Source organism: Streptomyces bambusae (assembly GCF_019400985.1).
Lineage (GTDB): Bacteria > Actinomycetota > Actinomycetes > Streptomycetales > Streptomycetaceae > Streptomyces > Streptomyces bambusae_A.
The window spans coordinates 17,377-42,240 of the sequence record NZ_WTFF01000021.1; the positions used below are offsets into that span (position 1 = coordinate 17,377).

Here is a 24,864-nt window from a genome sequence, read left to right on the forward strand (position 1 = left end):
CCGGCGTACCGCTGCACCACCCCCGCGTCCCACCGACAAGGAGACTTCCGTGTCCTCGCCAGACAATCCGATCCTGGATCTTCCGTACGACGTGCAGCCCGACCCGGACGAGTTCCTCCGGGCCGCGATGGAATGGCACTTCAACCCGGAGACCGGCTCCCCGTTCTGGCTGCGGCGCGCGGAGACCCTGGACTTCGACCCGCGGACGGACATCAGGACCCACGCCGACCTCGCCCGCTTCCCCAACGTCACCGGCGAGCTGCGGTACGTCCGCGCCGAGGACCTCGTCCCGCGCGGCTACGGCACCCGCCCCGACGTGGTCGGCGTGTTCGAGAGCGGCGGCACCACCGGCGCCCCCAAGCGGGTCGTCCTCACCCGCGACTGGCTCGACCGCATGGTCGCCTGGTCCAACGCCAACCTCGACGCGCACGGCTTCCCGCGCGGCGCGAACTGGCTGGGCCTGGTCCCCACCGGACCGCACATCGTCGGCGAGTTCTTCCGCCGCTCCGCCGACACCCACGGCAGCCGCGGCTTCACCATCGACCTCGACCCCCGCTGGGTCAAGAAGCTGATCGCCGCCGGCCGCGGGGCCGACGCCGGCGCCTACGCCGAACACCTGCTGGAACAGGCCGAGTTCGTGCTCTCCACCCAGGACATCGGCGTCCTCACCATCACCCCCTCGGTGCTGGAGCGGCTCGCCGGCCGCGAGGACCTGGTGGAGCTGGTCAACAAGAAGGTCAAGGCGATCCGCTGGGGCGGCACCCAGCTCGACCCCGACTCCCGCCACCTGTACCGGACGGAGATCTTCCCCGACATCGCCTTCTGCGGGAACTACGGCAGCACGATGATCCTCGGCTTCGCCGGGGAGCGGGCCGGCCTGTCCGACGACGACCCGTGCGTCTTCGACCCGCTCAGCCCGTACGTCACCTTCTCCGTCGTCGACCCCGCCACCCGCGAGCCGGTCGCGTACGGCGAGCGCGGCCAGGTCGTGGTCAGCCACGTCAGCAAGTCGTTCCTGCTGCCCAACAACCTGGAGCGGGACCTGGCCACCCGCATCCCGTCCGACCGCGGAGCGGGCGACGCCGTCGCCGACATCGCCCCGGTCGCCACCTTCGAGAACGAGACCGTGATCGAGGGGGTGTACTGATGGCTGTCGCCGACCTCCTGAACCCCGGGCCCGGGCGCGGTCCCGGGGCCCTGCCGGGGACCCGGCCCGGCACCCAGGCAGAGCCCCGGCCCGAAGCCCGCCCGGCGGGCCAGGGCGACGCTCGGCCCGAAGACCGGCCGGAGGCCCGACTCGGACCCGTGACCGGGTCCCGGCCGCAGGCGCGGTCCGCGGCAGGCGCCGCGCGCCGGTCCGCGGCCGGTGCCGGGCCGGACGACGAGCCGCTGCTCGTCGATGCGCTCGGCCCCCAAGGCCGCTTCCGGGCCCGCCGCCGGACCACCGTCACCGACGTGTCCGGCGCACCCGTCGCCGAAATCGGCCTCGTGCCCTCCCTGTTCGTCGACCGCACCGTCAAGGCCCTGCGCCGGGCCACCCCGATGGGCCTCGACGAGCGGATCGCCGCCATCCGCCACGCCGCCGAGCTCTTCGCCACCGCAGAACTCGCCGGCCAGGACCCGGCCGCGTACGAGCGCACCGTCGCCCGGGTCGGCGGGGTCCCGCTGTCCGTCGTACGCGCCACCACCCAGAACATCCGGGCCCGGCTCGGCCGCGTCCACGACAGCCTCGCCCAGGCCCGCCCCGCCGGCGTCGCCGAGGACTGGCGCTCCCCGCTCACCCGCACCGGCAGCGCCGTGTGGACGCGCCGCGCCGAGACCTTCGCCGTGCTCGCCGCCGGCAACCACCCCGGCACCCACAGCCTGTGGCCCGAGGCGCTGGCCCTGGGCTACCGGGTCGCCGTACGCCCCTCCCGGCGCGAGCCGTTCACCCCGTACCGCCTGATCACCGCCCTGCGCGAGGCCGGCTTCGGGGAGGACCGGATCGCCTTCCTGCCCACCGACCACGCCGAGGCCGACACCCTGCTGCGCGCCGCCGACCGCTCCCTCGTCTACGGCGGCGAGGACGTCGTACGCAAGTACGCCGACAACCCGCGGGTCCTGCTCCAGGGCCCCGGCCGCAGCAAGATCCTGATCACCGCCGACACCGACTGGCGCGACCACCTCGACACCATCACCGCCTCCGTCGCCGGCCACGGCGGCACCGGCTGCGTCAACACCACCACCGTCCTCGTCGAAGGCGACCCGGCCCCCCTCGCCGAAGCCCTCGCGCAGCGCCTCGCCGCCCTGCCCGCCCTGCCCCCCGAGGACGAGGCGGCCGTGCTGCCCGTGCAGAGCGCCGACACCGCCCGCGCCATCGAGGCCCACCTGCTCACCCGCGCCGCCGGCACCCGCGCCTGGCTCGGCGGCGACGGGATCGCCCGCGACCTCGGCGACGGCAGCGCCGTCCTGACACCCGCCGTCCACCAGCTGGAGCGGGCCGACGCCCCGCAGGCCGGCGTGGAACTCCCCTTCCCCTGCGTGTGGGTGGCCCCCTGGAGCCGCGCCGACGGGATCGCCCCGCTGCGCGGCAGCCTCGTCGTCGGCGCCCTCACCACCGACCGGCACCTGCTCGACGAGCTGATCGCCGAGCCGTCCATCGGCAACGTCCACGCCGGCGACCACCCCACGTACTGGATGGGGCCCGGACTCCCGCACGACGGATACCTCGCCGAGTTCCTCATGCGCAGCAAGACCGTCATCCGCGACTGACCCGACCGCGAGAAGCAGAAGGAGGAGAGCAGTGGACACCGCGTACGCGCACGCCGACGTCGGCTGGAACACCACCGCCTGACGCACCGCCGCCCGGCCCGCGCCCCCAGCCCCACCCGCGCCGCCGCGCCCGAACCCGCACCACCGCGCCCGAACCCGCACCACCGCGCCAGACCCCGCGCCGGCCGCGCCAGAGCCCGCGCCACAGCAAGACCCGCGCCACAGCACGGTCCGCACCACAGAGCCGCCCGCCCGGCGCACAGCGCACCGCCCCCGCAAGGTCAATTCGCCAGGATCCACATTCCGTTGGTGGGAGAAGAATCCATGCCGCAGCACAGCCATGCCCGGATCGCCATCGTCGGCGCCGGACCCCGGGGCCTGTCCGTCCTGGAGCGCATATGCGCCCAGGAGCGCAAGTCCCCGGCGCACGACGAGCTGACCATCCACGTCGTCGACCCCTCGTCGCCGGGCGCCGGCGCCGTGTGGCGCACCGAGCAGCCGCGCCACCTGCTGATGAACACCGTCTCCTCGCAGATCACCCTCTACACCGACGACAGCGTCATCATCGAGGGCCCGATCGAGGAAGGCCCCAGCCTGTACGGGTGGGCGCGCCGGGTGGCCGCCGACCCCGAGGCCTCCGAGCGGCGCTACGGCGCCCAGACCCTCGCCGAGGCCCGCGAGATGGGCCCCGACAAATACCCGACCCGAGCCTTCTACGGCCACTACCTCCAGTGGGCGTTCGAGGAGGCGCTGGCCGGCGCCCCCGAGCACGTCACCGTCCACGTCCACCGCACCCGCGCCGTCGCCCTCAACGACGCCGACACCCCCGACGGGCCGCAGTCGCTGGACCTCGCCGACGGGGTCCGGCTGTCCGGGCTCTCCGCGGTCGTCCTCGCCCAGGGCCACCTGCCCGCCAAGCTCGGCCCCGAGGAGCAGCGGCTCTCCGAGTTCGCCGCCGCGTACGGGCTCACGTACATCGGCCCGTCCAACCCGGCCGACGTGGACCTCGGCGTCATCGGCGCCGGCCGCCCGGTGCTGCTGCGCGGACTCGGCCTGAACTTCTTCGACTACATGGCCCTGTTCACCCTGGGCCGCGGCGGCTTCTTCGAGCGCAGAGCCGACGGGCGCCTGGTGTACCGGCCGTCCGGGCTGGAGCCCAAGATGTACGCCGGGTCCCGGCGCGGCATCCCGTACCAGGCGCGCGGCGAGAACGAGAAGGGCGTGGACGGCCGCTACCACCCGCGCCTGCTGACCGTCGAGCGGGTCGCGTCCATGCGCGCCGCGGCCAAGGACGGCGACTGGATCGACTTCGGCATCCACATCTGGCCGCTGATCCAGAAGGAGGTGCAGAGCGTCTACTACGAGCGGCTGCTGGCCGCCCGCGGCGGACACTGGACCCCCGACCTCATCGAGGACTTCACCACCCGCTACCTGGCCGCCGCCGACGACGAGGCCGAGGAGGCCCTGCTCGCCGAGGCCGGCATCGACGGCGACGAGCGGTGGAACTGGAAGACGCTCTCCCGCCCGTACGGCGACCTGCGCTTCACCGGCCGCGACGACTTCCGCCGCTGGATGCTGGCGTACCTGCTGCGCGATGCCAAGGAGGCCCGCGAGGGCAACGTCAGCGGCCCGCTGAAGGCCGCCCTCGACGTGCTGCGCGACCTGCGCAACGAGATCCGGCTCGCCGTCGACCACGGCGGCCTGGACGCGGCCTCGCACCGCGACGACCTCGACGGCTGGTACACCCCGCTCAACGGCTTCCTCTCCATCGGCCCGCCGGTCTCCCGCATCGACGAGCTGATCGCGCTGGCCTCCGCCGGCATCGTCGAGTTCACCGGACCGGGACTGCGCGTGCGCACCGAGTCCGACGGACCGGACGGGCCGGTGTTCGTCGCCACCGCGGACGGCGTCGACGGCGACGACATCCGGCTGACCGCGCTCATCGAGGCCCGGCTGCCGCACCCCGACCTGCGCCGCACCACCGACGCGCTGCTGGTGCAGCTGCTGGAGAGCGGCCAGTGCCAGCCGTACAAGATCCGCGGCAGCGCGGGCATCGAGTACGAGACCGGCGGCCTGGCCGTCTCCGAGCGCCCCTACCGCCTGGTCGACGCCGCCGGCACCCCGCACCCGCGGCGCTTCGCCTACGGCGTGCCGACCGAGGCCGTCCACTGGGTCACCGCCGCCGGCATCCGCCCCGGCGTCGGCTCGGTCACCCTGGAGGACTCCGACGCAATAGCCCACGCAGCCCTCGCCCTGTCCGCGGTGCAAGCCCCCACCCCCACCAAGGCCCAATCATGACCGCGCCATCGGTGTGGGCAATCGTTCCGCAGGGCGGAACGGGTGGGCACACCGGAACCACCGGCGTGCAGCCGCCCCTCCCACCCCAGCCCCACGCCACGGCCACGGCCCCGGCCGCCGGGCCCGGGCCCGCACCCGCCCCCTGGGAGGGAACAGACGCAGGCCTGCTGTCACCGGTACGCGCGGGAACCCCCGCCGAGGCGGCGACCAGCGACACAGCCTGGCTCCAGGCCATGCTGGACGCAGAGGCCGCCCTGGCCCGCGCCCAGGCCAGGCTGGGCACCCTGCCCGAAGCGGCGGCCCGGACGATCACCGACGCCGCCGACGCCCGGCGGCTGGACGTCCGGGCACTGGCCCTGGCCGCGCGGGAGACCGCCAATCCCGTCGTGGGCCTGGTCGCCGCCTTCACCAAGGTCGTCGCCGAGACCGACCCGGCCGCCGCCGAGTACGTGCACCGCGGCTCCACCAGCCAGGACGTCCTCGACACCGGCATGATGCTGGTCGCCGCCCGCACCCTGAAGGTGCTGCGCGCCGACCTGCTGCGCGCCGCCGCGTCGCTGGCCGACCTGGCCGCCGAGCACCGCGACACCGTGCAGGCCGGCCGCACCCTCGCCCTGCACGCCGTACCGACCACCTTCGGGCTGAAAGCGGCCGGCTGGCGGCACCTCCTCCTGGACGCCGTCCAGCGCATCGACCGCCTCCGCCTGCCCGTGTCGGTCGGCGGCGCGGCCGGCACCCTGGCCGGCTACCTGGAGTACGCACGCATCGACGGCGAGGCCGCCGCGGCCGCCGCCGACGAGGCGGACGGGTCCGTCACCGGCAGGACAAGCGCTGTCCACGGTGCCGGCGCCGAGCGGTACCACGCCCCGTCAGGGGCGCGGGGCGTTCACATGAGCGGCTCCGCCGCAGGGGCGCGACCAGCCACCGACGGCCCACAGCCCGCAGACAGCGCTTCCCACGGAGCGACGCTCGACCTCGACGACTACGCCGACAAGCTGGGCGCCGCCCTGGCCTGCGAGACCGGCCTGTGCGCCCCCGCGCTCCCCTGGCACGCCCTCCGCACGCCGGTCGCAGACCTCGGCGCGGTCCTGGCCCACGCGGCGGGCGCGCTGGGCAAGTTCGCCGTCGACGTGCTGGCCCTGGCCCGCACCGAGACCGCCGAGGTGGCCGAGCCGGGCCCGGCCGGCCGCGGCGCGTCCTCCGCGATGCCGCACAAGCGCAACCCGGTGCTGGCCACCCTCATCCGGTCCGCCGCCCTGGTGGTCCCCGCCCTGGCCGGCACCCTCGCGCAGGCAATGGTCACCGAGGACGAGCGGTCGGCGGGCGTCTGGCACAGCGAATGGCACACCCTGCGCGAGTGCCTGCGGCTGACGGGCGGCGCCGCGCACACCGCCGTCGAACTCGCCGCCGGGCTCGGTGTCGACCCCGACCGGATGCGGGCCAACCTCGGCCTGACCGGGAGCCTGCTCGTCACCGAGCGGATCGCCGCCGTCCTCGCCCCGCGCCTGGGCAAGGCGCCCGCCCGGCAGCTGCTGACCGAAGCCTCGACCACCGCCCACACCACGGGCACCCCGCTGGCCGACGTCCTCGCCGCCGACCCGCGGCTGCGCGGCGTCCTGGGCCCGGAAGAACTGCGCGACCTGCTGGAACCCGCCCACTACACAGGAGCGGCCGGTGCTCTGACCGACCGGGCCCTGAAACGAGGAGCGAGCACATCATGATCGGTACCACCCTGGGGGTCCTCCAGTCGGCCCAGCAGCCCGACTGGCCGGACCCGGACACCCTCGCCACCGTCGTCGACCTGCTCGGCGAACTGCCCCCACTGACCCCCCTCGCCGAGAGCGACGCGCTGCGCGCGCGGCTGGCCGCCGCCGCCCGCGGCGAGGCACTCCTGCTCCAGGGCGGCCACTGCGCCGAGGAGTTCGGCGAGCGCGCCCTCGGCGAGGCCGAGAGCACCGCCACCACCCTGCGCCAGATGGCCGAGATCGTCTCCTACGGCGCCGCCGTGCCCGTGGTGCCGCTCGGCCGGATGGCCGGCCAGTACGCCAAGCCGCGCTCGAAGCCCACCGAGGAGCGCGACGGCGTCGAACTCCCCGCCTACCGCGGCGACTCCGTCAACGGCCTCGGCTTCACCGCCGCCGACCGCGCCGCCGACCCCTGGCGGATGATGACCGCGTACGGCACCGCCGCCCGCACCCTGGACCGCATCCGGCTGCTGCCCGGCGCCGACGGCGACACCTCCGGCCTGCCCCTGCACGTCAGCCACGAGGCGCTGCTGCTGGACTACGAGTACCCGCTGATCCGCACCGACGAGGCGACCGGCCGCCGCTGGGCCGGCTCCGGGCACTTCGTGTGGATCGGCGAGCGCACCCGCCAGCTCGACGGCGGGCACGTGCAGTTCGCCGCCCGGATCGCCAACCCGGTCGGCGTCAAGGTCGGCCCGACCGCCACCGCCGACGAACTGCTCGCCCTCACCGAGATCCTCGACCCCGAGGGCGAGCCGGGCCGGCTCACCTTCATCACCCGGATGGGCGCCGAGGCGATCCGCGAGGTACTGCCCGGCCTGGTCGAGAAGGTCACCGCCTCCGGCTCGCCCGTGCTGTGGGTCTCCGACCCGATGCACGGCAACACCCGGGTCGGCCCCGGCGGCCGCAAGACCCGGCTGCTGGACGACATCACCGCCGAGATCCGGGCGTTCGTCCAGATCCACCGGGAGCTCGGCACCCACCCGGGCGGCCTGCACCTGGAGCTGACCGGCGCCCACGTCACCGAATGCGTCGGCGGGACCGACCCGGTCTCCCTCGACGACCTCGGCCTGCGCTACACCACCGCCTGCGACCCGCGGCTCAACCGCGGCCAGGCCCTCGACATGGCCTTCCTGGCCGCCGACCTGTGGAGGCCCGCACGATGAACACCCTGCCCACCCTGCCCCCCGCGGGCACCCCGGCCACCCCCGGCTCGGAGAGACCCGCGGCCTTCCTGCTCACCGGGTCCTTCCTGGCCATCTGCCGGGCCCCCCGCTACCTGGAGGAGCTCACCCGCCGCGGCCTGAAGATCCTGCTGATCACCCCCGCGGTGTGGCGGGAGCAGGCCGAATCCGCCCTGCGCGAGGCGGGCCACCCGGCCGCCGCCATCGACGCCATCGCCTTCGTCGAGGGCTCCGTGGACCGCGAGGGCTCCTTCAACGCGGGTGTCGTCGCCGCCGTCCGCGGCTGGGAGCGCAGCTACGAGATCATCGGTACGTACGCGGCCGGCGAGACCCTGGTCGAGCCCACCGGACTGGTCGCCGACGCCCTGAACCTGCCCTCGCCGGGCCTGCGGGCCAGCCGGGTCTGCCGCAGCAAGTACCTCCAGCGCCTGCACCTGGGCGAGTTCAACCCGTACTCGCTGGTCGTCCCGCCGGGTGACCGGGCCGCGGCCGACCTCTCCGGCGTCCCCTTCCCGGCCGTGGTCAAGCCCGCCACCCGGCACTCCAGCTCGGGCGTGCAGACCGTCACCGACGCCGGGCAGCTGGCCGCACTGGTCGCCGAGTACCCCGAGCACGAGACGGTCCTGGTCGAGGAGAAGGTCCCCGGCCAGGAGTTCTCCGTCGAGGCGCTGATCCAGCACGGCCGCATCGTGTGGGACTCCGTCACCGTCAAGCAGACCACCGACGCGCACGCCGAGACCTTCGTGGAGCTGTCCCACACCGTCTCCGGCGCGGTCGGCCTGGAGCGCAAGAAACTGCTGGCGGCCAACAAGTGCCTGCTGCACCTGCTGGACTTCCAGGACGGCATGACCCACTCGGAATGGCGCCTGGACGCCGACGGCCACCCCAAGCTGATGGAGGTCGCCGCCCGCACCCCCGGCGACGGCCTCACCGTCCTCTACCACCTCGCCACCGGCCTGCCGATCGAGCCGGAGATCATCAAGATCGCCCTGGGCGAGACCGCCGAGTACCCCAAGGCCACCCGGCACGCCCGCCAGGTCTACGTCGAGCACGAGCCCGGCATCCTGGAGGAGGTCTCCGTCGACTGGCCGGGCGTCAGCGTCGAATGGGCCGGCGAGGGCGACCTGTGGCCCGAGGTCCCGGTCGGCCGGCCGGAGGACCCGCCCACCCTGCGGGCCGTCTTCGTCCAGAAGGAGAAGGGCAGCTACGTCGGCCCGCTGCGCAGCAGCGAGGACCGGGTGGCGAACTTCTTCATCGACGCCCCCGACTCCGTGGCCCTGGACGAGCTGGAGGCCCGGGTCCGCGCGGCGATCACCGTACGGACCGCACCCGTGGAGCCGGCCGGATGACCACGACCGAGCCCGCGGCGGCCGCCCCCGAGGCGGCGGCCGCCCCCGGGCCCACGAAGCCCGCCCCGACCGTGCGCGCCGCCTTCACCGAGGCCCCCCTCGCGGTGAAGACGCTGCTCGCCGGGGTGTTCATCAACCGGCTCGGCGGCTTCCTCAACATCTTCCTGGTGCTGTACCTGACCTCGCTCGGGCACTCCTCGGGCCGGGCCACCCTCGCCCTCGGCGCGTACGGGGCCGGCACCGTCCTCGGCGTCCTCATCGGCGGCTCGCTGTCCGACCGGATGGGCGCCCGCAACACCACCGCCGTCAGCATGGCCGCCTCGGCGGTGCTGACGGCGGCCCTGCTCTACCTCACCGACTACGCGACCCTGCTGGCCGTCGTCGTCCTCGCCGGCCTGGCCGGGCAGATGTTCCGGCCCGCCTCGGCGGCCCTGCTGTCCGAACTGGCCGGCGAGGACCGCCAGGTGATGGTCTTCGCCATGTACCGGTTCGGGCTGAACCTCGGCGCGATGGCCGCGCCCCTGGTCGGCTTCGGACTGTTCCGGCTCGGCCACGACTCCTACGACCTGCTGTTCTGGGGCGAGGCGGCGATCGCCCTCGCCTTCGCGCTGCTGGCCTGGCGGACCCTGCCGTCCGGGCGGGGCGCCGTACGGAACGAGGGCGCGGGCAGCGGGAGCTACCGGGCGGTCCTGCGCGACCGGCGGTTCTCCCTCTACCTCGTCGCCACCCTGGTCCACACCGCGGTCTACGCCCAGTACCTCTCCACGCTCCCGCTCGACGTGGCGGCGTCCGGGCTGGCGGTGTTCTGGTACACCGTCGCGGTCTCCCTCAACGGCTTCCTGGTCATCGCCTTCGAGCTGCTGCTCACCAAGGTGACCCAGAACTGGCCGGTGCGGGTGACCGTCGGGCTCGCCTTCGCCCTGCTGGGCTCCGGCGTCGCCCTGTACGGGCTGCCGATGGGCCCGGCGGTCATCGTGGCGGGCACGCTCGTGTGGACCCTCGGCGAGATCATCGGCGGGCCGGCCATCTTCTCGTACCCGGCCGTCGTCGCCCCGGACCACCTCAAGAGCCACTACCTCGGCAGCTTCCACTTCGCCTTCGGCCTCGGCTCGGCCGTCGGGCCGGTGGCCGGCGGCTGGCTCTTCGCCGAACTTGGCCACTCCTTCTGGTTCGTCCTCGGCGGGGCCTCGCTCGTGGCGACCCTGCTCGCCCTGGCATCGCTGCGGACACCCGCCCGGCGCCCGGGGGAGTGAGCACGCGACGGCGAGGGCCGCGGGACCGCCTCACCCAGCGTCCGCTGGGAGGCCCCGGCGGCCCTCGCCGTCGCGTACCCGCACCCGCACCACCACCGCCACCACCGGCGGCGATCCGCACCACTGTCGATCCGTACTTTCCCCGAGAAAGGCCTGACATGAGCGGCAACCTCGCACTCGTCCCCCCGCCCGCCCCCGTCACCGTCTCCCCGCTGGACACCCTCCAGCAGATGGCCGACACCCTCGACACGCTGTCCCGGTACGCCGCCGAGGCCGCCCAGACCCAGACCCAGGCGCCGCGGACCCCGGAGCCAGAGCCCGGGCCGCCGGCCAGGATCGAGTACGTGCACGGGGCGGAGAAGATCCGGTACGCCATCCAGGAGGCCCTCGGCCGGGCCCGCCGGGAGATCCTCACCGCGCAGCCCGACGGCCCCCGGCCGGACGCCACCCTCGACGAGGCGTACGCGGCCGTCCGCGACCACCTCTCCCGGGGCGTGGCCATGCGCACGCTCTACCAGCACAGCTCGCGCTTCCACGAGGCCACCAAGCGGTACGTGCAGACCGTCCAGAAGCACGGGGCGCAGGTCCGCACGCTGCCGGAGTTCTTCGACCGGCTGATCGTCATCGACGGCGAGGTGTCCTTCATCCCCGCCGACGGGGACCGCACCTCGGCCGTGGTGATCCGCGACCGGGCGGTCACCGGCTTCCTCACCGACGTGTTCGAGAAGGCCTGGGACCGGGCCGAGCCCTTCCCGTTCCGCCCATGCCGGGCCGCCGACGCCGCCTCGGAGGTGGTGCCGGACATGCGCCTGGCCATCCGCAAGCTGCTGATCGAGGGCTGCTCCGACAAGGCCATCGCGCGCCGCCTGGGGGTCAGCCTGAGGTCCGTCCAGGGCCACATCTCGTGCCTGCGCGACCAGTACGGCGCGCAGCACCGCTTCCAGCTCGGCTACCTGATGGGCAAGGGCGAGGACGCCCTGCCGGCCATCGACTGACCGCTGCCCGGACGCGTACGCCCCCTCGACGTACGACCTTCCGACGCACGACCGGCACGACCCGCACGACCGGCACGAATCGCTGCCGCACGACCCGCTGACGCACGACCCACCGATGCACCGCCCACCGAAGGGATTGCCCGATGTACCAGCTCAACGCCAACGAGAACCCCTACCCGCCGCTGCCGTCGGTGGTGGCGGCCCTGGCCGGCGCCGCCGGCCGGGCCAACCGCTACCCCGACCGCTTCTCGACCGACCTGACCGAGGCCCTCGCCCGCCGCCTCGACGTCCCGACCGCGCACCTGGCGCTCGGCGCCGGCTCGGTCGGCGTACTCCAGCACCTGCTGCACGCGCTGGTCCGGGACGGCGACGAAGTCGTGTTCGCCTGGCCGTCGTTCGAGGCGTATCCGCACCTGACGGCGATGAACCGGGGCGTGGCGGTCCAGGTCCCGCTGCGGGACGAGACGCACGACCTGGACGCCCTGGCCGCGGCGATCGGCCCGCGCACCCGCGTCGTCCTCGTCTGCAACCCGAACAACCCCACCAGCACGGCGGTCGGGCGTTCTGCGCTGGAACGTTTCCTCGACCAGGTGCCGGCCGAGGTGACCGTCGTCCTGGACGAGGCCTACCGGGAGTTCGTCACCGACCCCGACGCACCCGACGGCATCGCGCTCTACCGCGACCGCCCCAACGTGGTCGTCACCCGCACCTTCTCCAAGGCCTACGGCCTGGCCGGCCTGCGCATCGGCTACGCGGTCGCCCATGAGTCCCTCGCCGCCGCGATCCGCTCCTCCGCCGTGCCCTTCGGCGTCACCGCGGCCGCCCAGACCGGCGCCGTCGCCTCGCTGGCCGCCGAGGCCGAGCTGCTGGAGCGGGTGGAACTGGTGGTCAAGGAGCGCGAACGGACCGCGACCGCGCTGCGCGACCTGGGCCTGACGGTCCCGCACAGCGAGTCGAACTTCCTGTGGCTGCCGCTGGGCGGCCGCACCGAGGAGTTCGCCGCCGCCTGCGCCGCGGCGGGGGTGGCCGTGCGCGCGTTCCCGGGGGAGGGGATCCGGCTCACCATCGGCGAGCCCGAGGCCAACGACACCGTCCTCACGATCGCGACCTCCTTCGCCTCGTCCTGATCCCGCCGCCTGTTCCTTTGCGCTGCTGCTCCGTCCCCGAAGGGCCGGGCCCCGCCGGGGCCCGGCCCTTCACGCTGGGGCGGTGGTGGTGCTCGCCCTGTCCCGGCCCGCCCCTCGCCAGGCCGGGACAGGGCAGTTCCGGGTCAGGCCGCCGTGGCGACCGAGGTGCCGGCCCCGCTCAGGTACGCCGTCAGGTCGGAGTACTTCTCGCGCAGCTTGCGCTTGAGCACCTTGCCGGTGACGCCGACCGGGAAGTCCGCCTCGGTGGCCGCGACCTCCAGCAGCCGCAGCGTCGGCTGGCCGGCCGCCGTGAGCGCCTCGTTGGCGCGCAGCAGCAGCTTCTCCGCGTCCACGCCGTCCGCCTGCGTGGTGACCACCGCGACCGGGACCACGGCCCCGTCCTCGGAGCCCGCGATCACCGCGACGTCGTCGAACTCGGGCACGTCGTTGAGCAGGACCTCCTCCATCAGCGTGGAGTACGCCGGCCCGTTCGCCGTGAGGATCTGGTCGGCGGCGCGGTCCACCAGGTAGAAGTCGCCGTTCTCGTCCTTGTAGGCCATGTCGCCCGGCAGCCAGTGGCCGGCCAGCTTGTAGCGGTAGGTGGTCTCCGAGTCGCCCCAGTAGCCGGGCGTGATGGCCGGGCCGCGGGCCGCCAGGAAGCCGACCTCGCCGACGTCCGCGTGGCTGCCGTCCTTGCGCAGCACCGCCACCTCGGCGACCCCGACCGGCTGGCCGGCGCAGCGGTCGTTGCGCTGGGAGTCCTTCGTACGGATCTTCAGCAGCACGCCCCAGCCGAGCTCGGTGGTGCCGAGCCGGTCGAAGAACTGCGCCGACGGCAGGTGCGCGGAGCGGTGCTCCAGGGTCGCGGTGATGTGCGCCTGGTGCACGGCGTCACCGATGGACACCCACGCGTTGACGCTGTCCAGCCGGCCGTCGGCCTTCTCCAGCGCCGCCAGCTCGGCGTACGAGTGGGCGAAGGCCATCACCGCGGTCGGCTTGTGCTCGGCCACGGCCGCGGCCAGCTCCTCGCCGCTGCGGTCGCTGTGCGCCACGAGCGGTGTGCCCGCGAGGACGGCGTAGACGGTGAAGGCGATGCAGCCCAGGTGCGACTGCGGCAGCGCGGTCAGCATCAGCGCGCCCGGCTGCTCCTTGAAGTCCACCAGGCGGAACTGCGGGCCGGCGACGATCGTGCCGTGCGTGTGGATCGTCGGCTTCGGGCGGCCCGTCGTACCGGAGGAGTGCAGGATGACGACCGGGTCCTCCGACACGTGCTGCCAGTACTGGCCCTCCGCCAGCGTGCCGGCCGGCGGCGCCGGCAGCTCCTCCTCCGTCTGGGTCCAGGCCAGGCCGTCGAGGATCTCGCTCTCGGCGCGCAGGTCCGCGAGGCGGGTCCCGTCGGCGTACAGGCCGACCGGGGCGGTCTGCTCGATCAGCGACTCGGCGATCGCCGCCGTGGCCTTGCTGTTGATGAGGACCGCGATGGCGCCTATCTGGGCGAGGGCGTAGAAGTGCACGGAGTACGCGAAGGAGTCCTCGAACCAGACGGCGACCCGGTCCTTGGGCTGGACGCCCTGCGCCAGGTACCAGGCGGACCAGGCCTGCGCCAGCTGGTCCACCTCGGCCAGGCTCCAGTCGTACTGCTCGACGCCCGACAGGTTGGTGATCGGCCGGGTGGAGTGGACGAAGGGCGTCGTGGGGCTCGGGCTCGCTGCGAGTGCCGAACGCAGCAGGTTGCCGCCACCGACGGTGGTGTCGGCAGCCAGCGCCGCGCGCTGCTCAAGGTCGAGAACGGTCGCGGCGAAGCCCGTGCGGGAGTCGGTCATGACGTCGTGCCTCTCTTGGGGTTGAGGGGAAGGCGCCCCGTCAGGGGCGCGAGGCTGTACTCGATTTGCGGCTCCGCCGCGTGGTCGCGACCAGCCGGGTTACGCCCCGTCAGGGGCGCGAGGAACTGCGCGACCAGCCACTGACGGCCCGCAGTCGAAAGCGGTGCGGTAGGCCCCGATAGGGGCGCGGGGAACTGCGCGACCAGCCACTGACGGCCGGCAGCTTGTGCACGTCGTGCGGGAGCGCTCTGCCCCGCCGGGGCTAGACGTTGGCGAAGATCCGCGCACACAACTCGCGATAGTTGTCCAGCTCGGCACCAAGCGCACCCCGAACCTTGGACATCAGCGCCGTGAAATCATCCTCGGTCCCGTCCTTGACCGTGTCGGCCAATCGACGTGCAGCCTCGGCGAGAGCCGACCTCGCATCGACCGCCTGCGGATTCGCCGCCTGCACGTCCCAGTACACCTCCGGCGTGCCGGAGGACACCCGGGCCAGCAGCGAGGCCAGCGTCTTGTGCGGCGGCGGCGCGATCCGCGCCACCTCCTCCACGTCGGTGCCCATCTTCGACAGGGCGAGCCCGAAGGAGAGGACGGTCGCATGGGTGAGCGCCTGCGACACGGCCGTCAGCCGGTCGTGCTCGGTGGCCTCGACCCGGACGATCCGGCCGCCCCAGCTCTCCACCAGCTCCAGCAGCTCGGCGGTCAGCGGGCCGTCGAACGCCACCGACGCGGCGACCACACGGCCCTCGAAGCCGAGGGCCGGCGCGAACATCGGGTTCAGGCCCACGGCCTCGACCCCGTGCAGGTGCGCCCGGAACTCCTCGTCCACCCGCTGCTTCACCGACAGCGTGTCCACCAGCAGGGCGCCCGGCCGCAGCGCGGCCGCCACCCCCTTGATCGCGGCGAGCGCCACCGGCTCCGGCACGGCCAGGACGACCATGTCGGCCTTCCCGAGCTCCTTCTCCAGCTGCGGCGAGAGGTCCGTGATGTCGCCGTGGATACGGCGGGCACCGCCCGGTGCGGGCGTGCCCGCCCCTGCCGGGTCCACCACACAGATCTGGATGCCGCTGCCGAGCAGCCTCTCGGTGAAGAGCCGGCCGACCGCGCCCTGGCCGCCGACGATCACCGCACGGCGTATCACGCCGTGCTCCCGGCGGGCTGCAGGGCGGTGCTGAGCACCGCCTGGACCATGGCCCGGGACTTGACCACCGTCTCCTCGAACTCCTCGTCCGGGTCGGACAGGGCGATGACCGCGCCGCCGACCCCGAAGGTGATCCGGTCCTCGGTGGCGACCAGGGTGCGGATGACGATGTTCAGGTCGGCCGCGCCGCCCAGCGAGAACCAGCCGATCGAGCCGGAGTAGACCCCGCGGGCGCCCTCCTCCAGCCGGTCGATGATCTCCATCGTGCGGACCTTCGGCGCCCCGGTCATCGAGCCGCCGGGGAAGGCCGCCCGGACCGCGGAGACCGCGGACTCGCCGTCGCGCAGGGTGCCGCGGATGGTGGACACCAGCTGGTGCACCGGCGCGTACGTCTCGACGTCGAAGAGCTTCGGTACGTGGACGGAGCCGACCTCGGAGACGATGTTGAGGTCGTTGCGGATCAGGTCCACGATCATCAGGTTCTCGGCGCGGTCCTTCTCGTTGTCGAGCAGGTCCTGCTTGAGCGCCTCGTCCTCGGCGGGCGTGGCGCCGCGCGGCCGGGTGCCCTTGATCGGCTTGGACTCGGCCGTCCGGTCGGTGCCCACCGTCATGAACCGCTCCGGCGAGGCGCTCAGCACGGCGACACCGGGGAAGTCGAGCAGCGCGCCGTACGGGACGGGGCTGATCCGGCGCAGCTCCGAGAAGGTCTCCAGCGGGTCGATCCGCGCCTGCATGCCGACCTGGTTGGTCAGGCAGACCTCGTAGCTCTCGCCGTCGTGGATCTCCTGGTGGATCTCGGCGATCCGGCTCAGGTAGCCCGCGCGGTCGTGGCGCATGCTGATCAGGTCGCCGAGCGCCGGATCGGTCATGCCCGTGGTGGCGAACGTACGCGGCGCGGAGCCGGACGCGGCCGGCGCCGGGCCGAGCGCGCGCAGCCGGGCCGCCGTACGGTCCAGCCAGCCGCGGGCGTCGAGGTCGTCCCCGGCGGCGCCGGAGCCGGCGGACAGCGCCAGCAGGTACGTCGCCCCCTCGGCGTGGTCGAAGGCCACCATCCGGTCCGCGAACAGCAGGGCGGCATCGGGGGTGTCGGCCTTGTGCGCCTCCTGGCCCCCGCTGTCGGCCTTCAGCTCGTAGCCGAGATATCCCACGTAACCGAGGTTGAATTCGAAGGGAAGACCCTCGGGCACCGGAATGCGGCGCTGCGCCAACTGGTCTTCCAGATACGTGAAGACGCTCTGCTCGACGAGTTCGTCGCGGCCGCCGGGGCGGTGGACGCGGACGGTGCGCTCCAGCACCTGATAGGTGAGGTACTCGGAAAGCGGACCGGTCCCGTCGCCCATGAAGGAGAAACGCGACAGACCGTCGATGACATTGCTGCTGTCCAGCCAGAAACCGTGGTCGTTGCCGGCGAACAGCTCGCGGTAGGCGGCCTCGGTGTCGGGCAGCAGGTCCAGCTTCTCCACGTGCGCCCGGTACGGGCCGGGGCGGCCGGTCAGCGCCGGGGACTGCTCGCGCCGGACGGCGTGGGCGAGCGCCTGGTCGCGGAAGTTGGCGAGCAGCTCCCGCCCGTACTCGCTGCTGATGGACTCGGGGTGGAACTGCACGCCCCACACCGGCAGGCTGCGGTGGCGTACGGCCATGACCACGCCGTCGGCGGTCCAGGCGGTCGGCTCCAGCTCCTCGGGGAGCTCGATGGCGGCGAGCGAGTGGTAGCGGACGACGTCGTAGGGCGAGGGAATCCCTGCGAAGAGTTCGCTTCCGTCGTGGGTGATCGCCGAGATCCGGCCGTGCATGGGCAGCGGCGCGTGGCTGACCTTGCCGCCGAAGAGGTGGCAGATGCCCTGGTGGCCGAGGCAGACGCCGAGGACGGGCAGGCCGCTCTCCAGGATCGCGCGGCGGCTGATGCCGAAGTCGCGCTCGCGCTCGGGCCGGCCCGGGCCGGGGGAGACGACGATGGCGTCGTAGTCCGCCATGTCGAGGGTCGACCAGTCGGTCTCGTTGGTGACGACCACCGGCGGGCGGCCGTTCACCTCGCCGAGCAACTGGTAGAGGTTGTAGGTGAACGAGTCATGGTTGTCGATCAGCAGCGTCCTCATGCCGCGCTCCCGGCTATCACGAGGTCCTCGACCCGGCAGGTCTCCTCGATGACCAGGTCGTAGAGCCGGCGCAGGAATTCGAGGTCTATTCCGTGATCGGCCCCGTAGGCCGCGGCCCTTTCCTGGACCAGTCCGATGCGGTGCGGCTGCATCATCGGGATTCCCTGGTCCTTCTTCACGCGGGCGATCTCCACACAGATCTCGATCCGTGCCCGCAGTTCGTCGAGAAGCCGCTCGTCGATCCGGTCCAGCCGTGCGCGCAACTCGTCAATACCGGCAGTGGCTTGCGCCGTGCCCTTCATGACTCCTACCTCCCCGGTCGGTCTCTCCCGCTCACGGAATCCGCTTCACGATTCGCTTCACGATTCGCCTCACGATTCGCGTCATGCAAGCACTGTCGCCCGGCCGGGGCGGGCGGGAGAAGAGACGGCAAGGCTCGTGAATGCGCAGTGCGCAATCACGAGCCTGGAGGGGATGCCTGGGGGAGGGTCCGGTCCCCGCTCAGCGGGCGGCGAGCGGAAGGCTGCGCTCCAGGCGGGCCGCCCGGGAGCCGTAGAGGGTGATCGACACGACGCCGAGGACCGCTGCCAGGGCGAACGCCACCGTGGCCGGCCAGCCGGCCGCGTGGTAGGCGAGGGCGCCGAGCGTACCGCCGGCGCTGGAGCCGAGGTAGTACGCCGACTGGTACAGTGCGGAGGCCTGCGCCCGCCCCGTACGCGCCGTACGGCTCACCGCGGAGGAGGCCACCGCGTGCCCGGCGAAGAACCCGGCGGTTATCAGCACCAGCCCCGCCAGGATCGCGGCCAGCGCGTCGGACAGCGACAGCAGCAGGCCGGCGGCCGTGGTCGTGACCGCGAGGTACAGCGCTCCGCGCCGCCCGGTGCGGGCCACGAGCTGCCCGGCGGCCGCCGAGGAGACCGTGCCCACCAGATACACCAGGAAGACCGACCCGATCACGCCCTGGCCGAGGGAGAACTCGTCCGCCAGCCGGTAGCCGATCACCGTGTACACGGCGCCGAAGACGGTCATGAACAGCGCCCCGACCCCGTAGAGCCGCAGCAGCAGCGGGTCCCGCAGGTGGCCGGCGACGGTGCGGCCCATGGCCCGCGCGTCCAGGGCGGCCGGGGAGAAGAACCGGGCCCGCGGCAGCAGCGCCAGGAAGACCACCGCGCAGCCGAGCGCCAGTACCCCGACGGCCGCCAGCCCGGCCCGCCAGCCGCCCAGCTGGGCGGCCCAGCCGGTCACCAGGCGGCCGCTCATCCCGCCGATGGAGTTGCCCGCCACGAACAGCCCGATCGCCCCGACCAGCGCCTTGGGCCTGACCTCCTCGGCCAGGTAGGCCATCGCGGAGGCCGGGATGCCGGCGATCGCCGCGCCCTGGACGGCGCGCAGCGCCACCAGCCACTCGATGCTCGGCGCGAGCGGCACCAGCAGCCCGACCGCGACGGCCACGAGCAGCGAGACCGTCATCATCCGGACCCGCCCGAACCGCTCGGACAGCGCGCTCAGCGGCAGCACGCACAGCGCGAGCGCACCGGTCGCCGCGGACACCGTCCAGCTGGCCTGTCCGGCGGTCACGCCGAAGCCCTCGGAGAGGGCGGGCAGGAGGGCCTGGGTGGAGTAGAGGAGGGCGAAGGTGGCCAGACCGGCGGCGAAGAGCGCGAAGCTCATCCGGCGGTAGCCGGGGAGGCCGGGGGCGAGCGGCTCGGGCGCGGCGGGCTCGGGCGCGGCGGGCTTCGGGGACTGCTGAGGAGAGGCACCCATGGTGGTGGGTGCCCCGGTATGAGCGGGAGGCATGTCATCGATAGTGGACCTCCCCCTCTTCATGCGTCCAATGCACAGACGGGAGAGAATCGTTCCACTGTTGCATCACTGCTGGTGGGAAGGGTCCATGTAGATGTCCCGTTACGAAGAAGACATCAGCGTGACAAGCATGCTGGCCCCCCGCCTGACGTACTTCGTCACGGTCGCCCGGCACGAGCACGTCACGCGCGCCGCGCAGGAGCTGGGCATCCCGCAGTCCACGCTGTCGCGGGCCGTCGTCCGCCTCGAAGAGGACCTGGGCGTCACGCTGTTCGCCCGCAAGGGCCGCTCCGTGGCCCTGACCACGGCCGGGCGGTCCTTCCTCGCCTCCGCCGAGCGCGCCCTCGCCGAGATCGCCCGCGCGGCCGCCTCCGTCCAGGACGACGCCGACCCCACCACCGGCAAGGTGGCCTTCGGCTTCCTGCACACCCTGGGCCCCGAAACCGTACCCGGCCTCATCCGCGCCTTCCGCGCCGACCACCCGCGCGTCCGGTTCGCCCTCGTCCAGAACTACGGCGAGGCCATGCTGGACCGGCTCCGCGCCGGTGAGCTCGACCTGTGCCTGACCTCCCCGGTCCCGGACGCCCCGGACCTGGCGGCGCGCCGGCTCGACGAACAACGCCTCCGCCTGGTCGTCCCCGAGGACCACCGCCTGGCCTCCCGCAAGCGGATCCGCCTGGCCGAGGCGGCCGAGGAAACCTTCGTCACCCTCGAACCGGGCTACGGCCTGCGCCGCATCACCGACGACCTGTGTGCCGAGGCCGGGTTCACGCCCCGGGTGGCCTTCGAGGGCGAGGAGGCCGAGACCCTGCGCGGCCTGGTCGCGGCCGGCTTCGGCGTGGCCCTCCTGCCCCCGCCGGCGTTCCCGCGCCCGGGCGTGGTCGAACTGACGGTCACGGCCCCGCGGGCGGTCCGCGAGATCGGCGTCGCCTGGCTGGACGGCCACCCGGACACCCCACCGGTCGCGGAGTTCAAGCGCTTCCTGCTGTCGCGGCGGGGGAGGCTGATCCCGGAGGGGTGAGGCGCGGCGGACCGAGGTCAGTGGTGGTGGGCGCCGGGAGAGGAGGGGATGCGTGGACTGGGCTGCTGACCCGGTTCCACGACCACGAACTGCCCCATCATCCCCTCGTCCTCGTGGTAGAGGAGGTGGCAGTGGTACATGTACGGGGTGTCCGGGTCGGCCGGGCCGTCGAAGCGCATCGCGAGGCGGACCGTCGTGCCCGAGGGGACGAAGACCGTGTCCTTCGGGCCGCGCAGATGGGGCGGCGGGGGCTGGCCGTTGACGTCCAGGATCCGGAACTGCACCTCGTGCACGTGGAAGTTGTGCGGCATCCCGTCGTCGTTGCGCACGGTCCAGGTCTCGGCCGTGCCGCGGACGACCGTCCCGTCCACCCGGCCCATGTCCATCTTCCGCCCGTTGATGCCGGACAGGTCGAGGTCGAAGGAGCGCTCGCGTACGGAGTCCTTGCCGTCCGGCAGCGTGTTCCGGACGAGGGCGTCCGGGAGGGGCTGCGAGGGGCGCAGGGTGTCGGCGGCGCGGAGCTGGAGGATGTCGAAGGTGTCGTCGCCGCCGCCGAAGCGCTGGTTCCAGAAGTCCAGGCCGGCGTCCAGCGGGTAGCTGCGCAGGACGGTCCGCCCGCCCGGCGCCATCCGTACGACGATCTCGGCCCGCTCGCCCGGTGACAGGCGCAGCCGGGTGGTGGCGGACGGGGCCTCCAGCAGGCCGCCGTCGGTGGCGATGTGGGTGAACTGCCGGTCGTCGTCGAAGCCGAAGGTGTAGACGCGGGCCGTGGAGGCGTTCAGCACGCGCAGGCGGACCAGCTCGTCGCGGACCGTGAAGTACGGGTCGAGCGTGCCGTTGACCATCGTGCGGTCGCCGAGGAAGCCGACGTTGCGCATGATCTGGTGGCCGTGGTCCAGCCGTGCCCCGTCGAAGCGCACGTCCTGCACGATGACGGGCACGTCGTCGACGCCGTACCGGTGGGGCAGGCCGGCCGGTGTCCGGTCGTCGTCCAGCAGGAACAGGCCGGCCAGGCCCCGCTGGACATGGGTCTCGGTCGCGCCGTGCGGATGCGGGTGGTACCAGAGCGTCGCGGCCGGCTGGTCGACGGTCCACTGCGGTGACCAGGTGCCGCCCGGCGCCACCGTCTGGTGCGGGCCGCCGTCCGCCTCGGCGGGCAGGTGCATGCCGTGCCAGTGGACGGTGGAGGCCTCGGGCAGCGTGTTGGAGACGTCCACCCGCACCTTCTCACCGCGCGCCGCGCGCAGCGTCGGGCCCAGGTAGCTGCCGTTGAAGCCCCAGGTGGGGGTCTTGCGGGAGGCGAGGAACTCCGTCTCCCCCTCCTGCATCCGCAGGCGGAACACCCGGGTGCCGTCCGCCTCCACCGTGGAGGGCGCCAGCGGCGGGACGGCCAGTTCGCGCTCGAAACGCGCCGTGCCGGCGGCGGCGATGTCCGCCCCCGTGTACAGCCAGGTGAACAGGCCGCCCACCGCCACCACCACCGCCCCGGCCAGTGCCCCGAGCACCACCAGGACCCGCTTCCACCGTGCTCTCACCGTCCGTCGTTTTGTCATGTCACGGACGCTACGGAGGGCGGCCCGGGCGGGGCGTCCGGGACGGCCCCCCGCTCGCCCCTGACCTGTCCCCGAGAGACGCTACGGGGTTGTGGTCGGGGTTTCGTCCGGGGCCGGGGCGGGGGATGTGAGGAGAGCGCGGGCGGTCAGGAAGCCCGCCTGGAACCGGGACTTGGCGCCCGCCGCCCGCATGATCTCCGCGATGTGGCGCTGGCAGGTGCGTGCCGACATGCCCAGGCGGCGGGCGATGACCTTGTCCTCCAGCCCCTCCGAGAGCAGCAGGACGATCGTCTGGCGCAGCTCCTCCGAGATCGAACGGGCATGGTCCGGGCTCACCGTCACCGGGAACGGTTCCGCCTGCAGCCACGACCGCTCGAAGACCGCCACCATGAACTGCACGACGTTCGGCTCGCGGACGACGAGTGCGGCTCCGGGTGTGTCGTGGACCGGGAGGAGAGCCGTGTGGTGGTCGAAGACCAGCATCCGCATCAGCCCGTCGCCGAGGGTGCGCACCTGCGCGCCCAGGGCCGTCACCCGCTCGACGTAGGCGGCGGTCGGGCGGGAGTAGCGGGCGGTGTGCTGGTAGAGGATCCGCATCCGGACCCGGCGGGCGAGGAGCGCCTCGTCCCGGCCGATCGCCTCCGCCAAGGCTTCCTCGGGGCGGCCGCCGCCCGGCTGCGAGGACAGCAGTTCGCATGCGCAGGACGCCGCGAGCTCCGCGATCAGGGCCCGTACGGCGCGCAGATCGGTCACCAGCTCCAGCCGGCCCGACCCGCTGACGCCGCGCTGCGCCGCGCCCGCCTCGTACTGCGGGACCAGCGCCTCCATGCGTGCGCGCAGCCGGTCCATCTCGTCGTGCGTCTCGCGCTCGCGCAGGGCGAGCGGCGCCAGCGCCCGGGCGGCCGCCGCCCGCGGGGCCACCGCGCTCCACCGGTCCGCGCCGCCGTCGGGGGCGCGCTGGAGCAGGTGCGCCGCGGCCAGCTCGGTGATCGCCGCGGCCGCGCGGGCGCCCAGCACCGCGGTGGCCTCCGACGCGCCGAACGTGTGCCGCTCGACGGCGTACGCGTAGAGCCGCCGGGCGGCGGGACTCAGGTCGTGGTCGGCACCTGGCATGTCGTATTCGTCCCGGGTCGATTGCCTTTGTAAACCCCTCGTGTTCCCGCAAGGCAGCAAGACGACGCCCGCCCGTACGCCCGGCGCCGACACCGGACCGGCACAGTGGACGCACGGCGCGAACGCCCGGCGATCCCGCCCGGCCCCGCAAGCCGCCCGCCGGGCAGGCGCAGGTGGCCGCGCCGGGACCCTCGAAGCCGTCCGACCGTGAGGGGGCGGACCGGCCGGCCGGGGGCCCCGGCGCCCGCCGCCCCGCCCCCGCGCTCCGACGGTTCCGGGGTGCCCCCAGGGCCGTCCGGCTGCCTCGCCTTCGGCTCCGCCGGCCCCGCGATTCCGGCGCCCCGGTTCGCCGATTCAGGGGCGACGGCTCCCCGGGTGTCCGGTGGCGCGGCGTTGCGGCCGGGAGCCATCGGTCGCCGTCGGCGCCGCCGGGCCGCCTCCTGGCCTTCACCAACCCGATCCGGCTGGGCGGCGGTACCGGCCCGTGGCCACCGTGACCGGTTCGGGTCGCCCGAGGTGTGGGGCCGGGCGACCTGATGTGGACTCGGACTGCGAGTGGACGGATCACAGCGCACGCAGCGAACGTCGAACAGGCGGAGGAACATCCATATGGCACCGAACAAGCCGAGCATCGTCTTCGCCCACGGTCTGTGGGCCGACGGCTCCTGCTACAGCAAGCTCATCCCCGTCCTCCAGGACGAGGGCCACGAGGTGGTGTCCGCGCAGAACACGCTGGACTCGCTGGAGGGGGACGTCGACGCCGTCCGCCGTGCGCTCGCCCGGGTCAGCGCCCCGGCGATCCTGGTCGGCCATTCCTGGGGCGGCTTCGTCATCACCGCCGCCGGTACGGACGAGCGGGTCGCCGGCCTCGTGTACATCGCAGCCCTCGCGCCGGACGCCGGCGAGACGCCCCAGGACCTGATCGGCAAGTACGAGGCACCGCCGCTCTTCGCGCACCTGGACGCCGAGGACGGGCGCCTGTGGATCAACCGCGACGGCATCTCCGACTTCTGCGGGGACCTGCCGGAGGCGGAGCAGCGGCTGGTCTGGGCGACGCAGGGGTCGGCGGCGGAGGGGGTGCTGGGCGCCACGACCTCCGACCCGGCCTGGCGGACCAAGCCGAGCTGGTTCGTCGTCTCGAAGCACGACCGCGCGGTCAACCCGGACCTCCAGCGCTTCGGGGCCCGACGCATGGGCGCCACGACGGTAGAACTCGACTCCTCCCACGTCCCGATGCTCTCCCAACCCGAAGCCGTCCTGAACGTAATCCGCTCCGCCACCGCCTCGATCTGACCCACCCCCGTCGACCGGACCCGGGTCTCCCAGGCCCGCTCGGGGCCGGGCCCCTTCAGGGGCGCGGGGCTGTTCTTGATCTGCGGCTCCGCCGAGCGGGCGCGACCGGCCACGACGGACCGCGGGTCCGCCATGGCGGGCCTGGCCCCCGAACCGGGGTGGGGGCACCCCCTGACGGAGTCTGGGTGAGGGCCCGGGGCGCAGCCCCAGGTGCCGGCCGGCGGGGGGCGGCCAGGCCCGCTGGGGACCGGGCCCCGTCAGGGGCGCGGGGAACTGCGCGACCAGCCACGACGGACCCGCGGGTCCGCCACCGCCGGCC

The 24,864-nt window shown here is 73.6% G+C and carries 18 protein-coding genes; 11 read left to right on the forward strand and 7 right to left on the reverse strand.

Going from position 1 to position 24,864, the window contains the following annotated elements; translation table 11 throughout:
* Positions 1 to 49 precede the first annotated feature (49 nt).
* From GPJ59_RS05785 to GPJ59_RS05825, 9 genes are all read left to right on the forward strand, one after another.
* Complete coding sequence (locus GPJ59_RS05785; RefSeq protein WP_219665290.1) at positions 50 to 1,147, forward strand: phenazine antibiotic biosynthesis protein; 1,098 nt, start codon at positions 50 to 52, stop codon at positions 1,145 to 1,147.
* 242 nt (positions 1,148 to 1,389) lie between these two features.
* Positions 1,390 to 2,751 carry an aldehyde dehydrogenase family protein gene (locus GPJ59_RS05790; RefSeq protein ID WP_258023938.1) on the forward strand — a complete coding sequence of 454 codons (1,362 nt, stop codon included), beginning with the start codon at positions 1,390 to 1,392 and terminating at the stop codon, positions 2,749 to 2,751.
* A gap of 324 nt (positions 2,752 to 3,075) precedes the next feature.
* Complete coding sequence (locus tag GPJ59_RS05795) at positions 3,076 to 5,049, forward strand: FAD/NAD(P)-binding protein (protein WP_219665306.1); 1,974 nt, start codon at positions 3,076 to 3,078, stop codon at positions 5,047 to 5,049.
* 233 nt (positions 5,050 to 5,282) lie between these two features.
* A complete protein-coding gene (locus tag GPJ59_RS05800) occupies positions 5,283 to 6,770 on the forward strand; it encodes a lyase family protein (RefSeq protein WP_258023933.1) in 1,488 nt (495 codons plus the stop codon).
* A complete protein-coding gene (locus GPJ59_RS05805) occupies positions 6,767 to 7,960 on the forward strand; it encodes a 3-deoxy-7-phosphoheptulonate synthase (RefSeq protein WP_219665293.1) in 1,194 nt (397 codons plus the stop codon). Before GPJ59_RS05800 ends, GPJ59_RS05805 begins: the two co-directional genes overlap by 4 nt.
* The gene (locus GPJ59_RS05810) at positions 7,957 to 9,327 is read left to right on the forward strand and encodes an ATP-grasp domain-containing protein (protein ID WP_219665294.1); all 1,371 of its coding nucleotides are present in this window, start codon (positions 7,957 to 7,959) and stop codon (positions 9,325 to 9,327) included. Before GPJ59_RS05805 ends, GPJ59_RS05810 begins: the two co-directional genes overlap by 4 nt.
* Entirely contained in the window at positions 9,324 to 10,580 is a 1,257-nt protein-coding gene (locus GPJ59_RS05815) for an MFS transporter (RefSeq protein WP_219665295.1), read from the forward strand. Before GPJ59_RS05810 ends, GPJ59_RS05815 begins: the two co-directional genes overlap by 4 nt.
* A gap of 158 nt (positions 10,581 to 10,738) precedes the next feature.
* Entirely contained in the window at positions 10,739 to 11,575 is an 837-nt protein-coding gene (locus GPJ59_RS05820) for a LuxR family transcriptional regulator (RefSeq protein WP_219665296.1), read from the forward strand.
* Positions 11,576 to 11,718: 143 nt separating this feature from the next.
* Positions 11,719 to 12,702 carry a histidinol-phosphate transaminase gene (locus GPJ59_RS05825; protein WP_219665297.1) on the forward strand — a complete coding sequence of 328 codons (984 nt, stop codon included), beginning with the start codon at positions 11,719 to 11,721 and terminating at the stop codon, positions 12,700 to 12,702.
* Between the two features lie 143 nt (positions 12,703 to 12,845).
* Here GPJ59_RS05825 and GPJ59_RS05830 read toward each other — a convergent pair whose 3' ends face one another.
* From GPJ59_RS05830 to GPJ59_RS05850, 5 genes are all read right to left on the reverse strand, one after another.
* Positions 12,846 to 14,525, reverse strand: a complete 1,680-nt coding sequence (locus GPJ59_RS05830) for a class I adenylate-forming enzyme family protein (protein ID WP_219665298.1) — start codon at positions 14,523 to 14,525, stop codon at positions 12,846 to 12,848.
* A 262-nt stretch (positions 14,526 to 14,787) separates the two neighbouring features.
* A complete protein-coding gene (locus tag GPJ59_RS05835) occupies positions 14,788 to 15,666 on the reverse strand; it encodes a prephenate dehydrogenase (protein ID WP_219665299.1) in 879 nt (292 codons plus the stop codon).
* Complete coding sequence (gene pabB / locus GPJ59_RS05840) at positions 15,663 to 17,762, reverse strand: aminodeoxychorismate synthase component I (protein ID WP_219665300.1); 2,100 nt, start codon at positions 17,760 to 17,762, stop codon at positions 15,663 to 15,665. Before pabB ends, GPJ59_RS05835 begins: the two co-directional genes overlap by 4 nt.
* A complete protein-coding gene (locus tag GPJ59_RS05845) occupies positions 17,759 to 18,064 on the reverse strand; it encodes a chorismate mutase family protein (protein ID WP_219665301.1) in 306 nt (101 codons plus the stop codon). The genes pabB and GPJ59_RS05845 overlap by 4 nt, the downstream gene beginning before the upstream one ends.
* A 199-nt stretch (positions 18,065 to 18,263) precedes the next feature.
* Positions 18,264 to 19,559, reverse strand: a complete 1,296-nt coding sequence (locus GPJ59_RS05850; RefSeq protein WP_219665302.1) for an MFS transporter — start codon at positions 19,557 to 19,559, stop codon at positions 18,264 to 18,266.
* Between the two features lie 136 nt (positions 19,560 to 19,695).
* Between GPJ59_RS05850 and GPJ59_RS05855 the strand changes: the two genes are divergently transcribed.
* Entirely contained in the window at positions 19,696 to 20,586 is an 891-nt protein-coding gene (locus tag GPJ59_RS05855) for a LysR family transcriptional regulator (RefSeq protein WP_219665307.1), read from the forward strand.
* A 17-nt stretch (positions 20,587 to 20,603) separates the two neighbouring features.
* Here GPJ59_RS05855 and GPJ59_RS05860 read toward each other — a convergent pair whose 3' ends face one another.
* Together GPJ59_RS05860 and GPJ59_RS05865 are read right to left on the reverse strand one after the other, a co-directional pair.
* The gene (locus GPJ59_RS05860) at positions 20,604 to 22,139 is read right to left on the reverse strand and encodes a multicopper oxidase family protein (RefSeq protein ID WP_219665303.1); all 1,536 of its coding nucleotides are present in this window, start codon (positions 22,137 to 22,139) and stop codon (positions 20,604 to 20,606) included.
* 81 nt (positions 22,140 to 22,220) lie between these two features.
* Entirely contained in the window at positions 22,221 to 23,252 is a 1,032-nt protein-coding gene (locus GPJ59_RS05865; RefSeq protein ID WP_258023934.1) for a helix-turn-helix domain-containing protein, read from the reverse strand.
* 609 nt (positions 23,253 to 23,861) lie between these two features.
* Here GPJ59_RS05865 and GPJ59_RS05870 point away from each other — a divergent pair.
* The gene (locus GPJ59_RS05870) at positions 23,862 to 24,545 is read left to right on the forward strand and encodes an alpha/beta fold hydrolase (RefSeq protein ID WP_219665304.1); all 684 of its coding nucleotides are present in this window, start codon (positions 23,862 to 23,864) and stop codon (positions 24,543 to 24,545) included.
* Positions 24,546 to 24,864 lie beyond the last annotated feature (319 nt).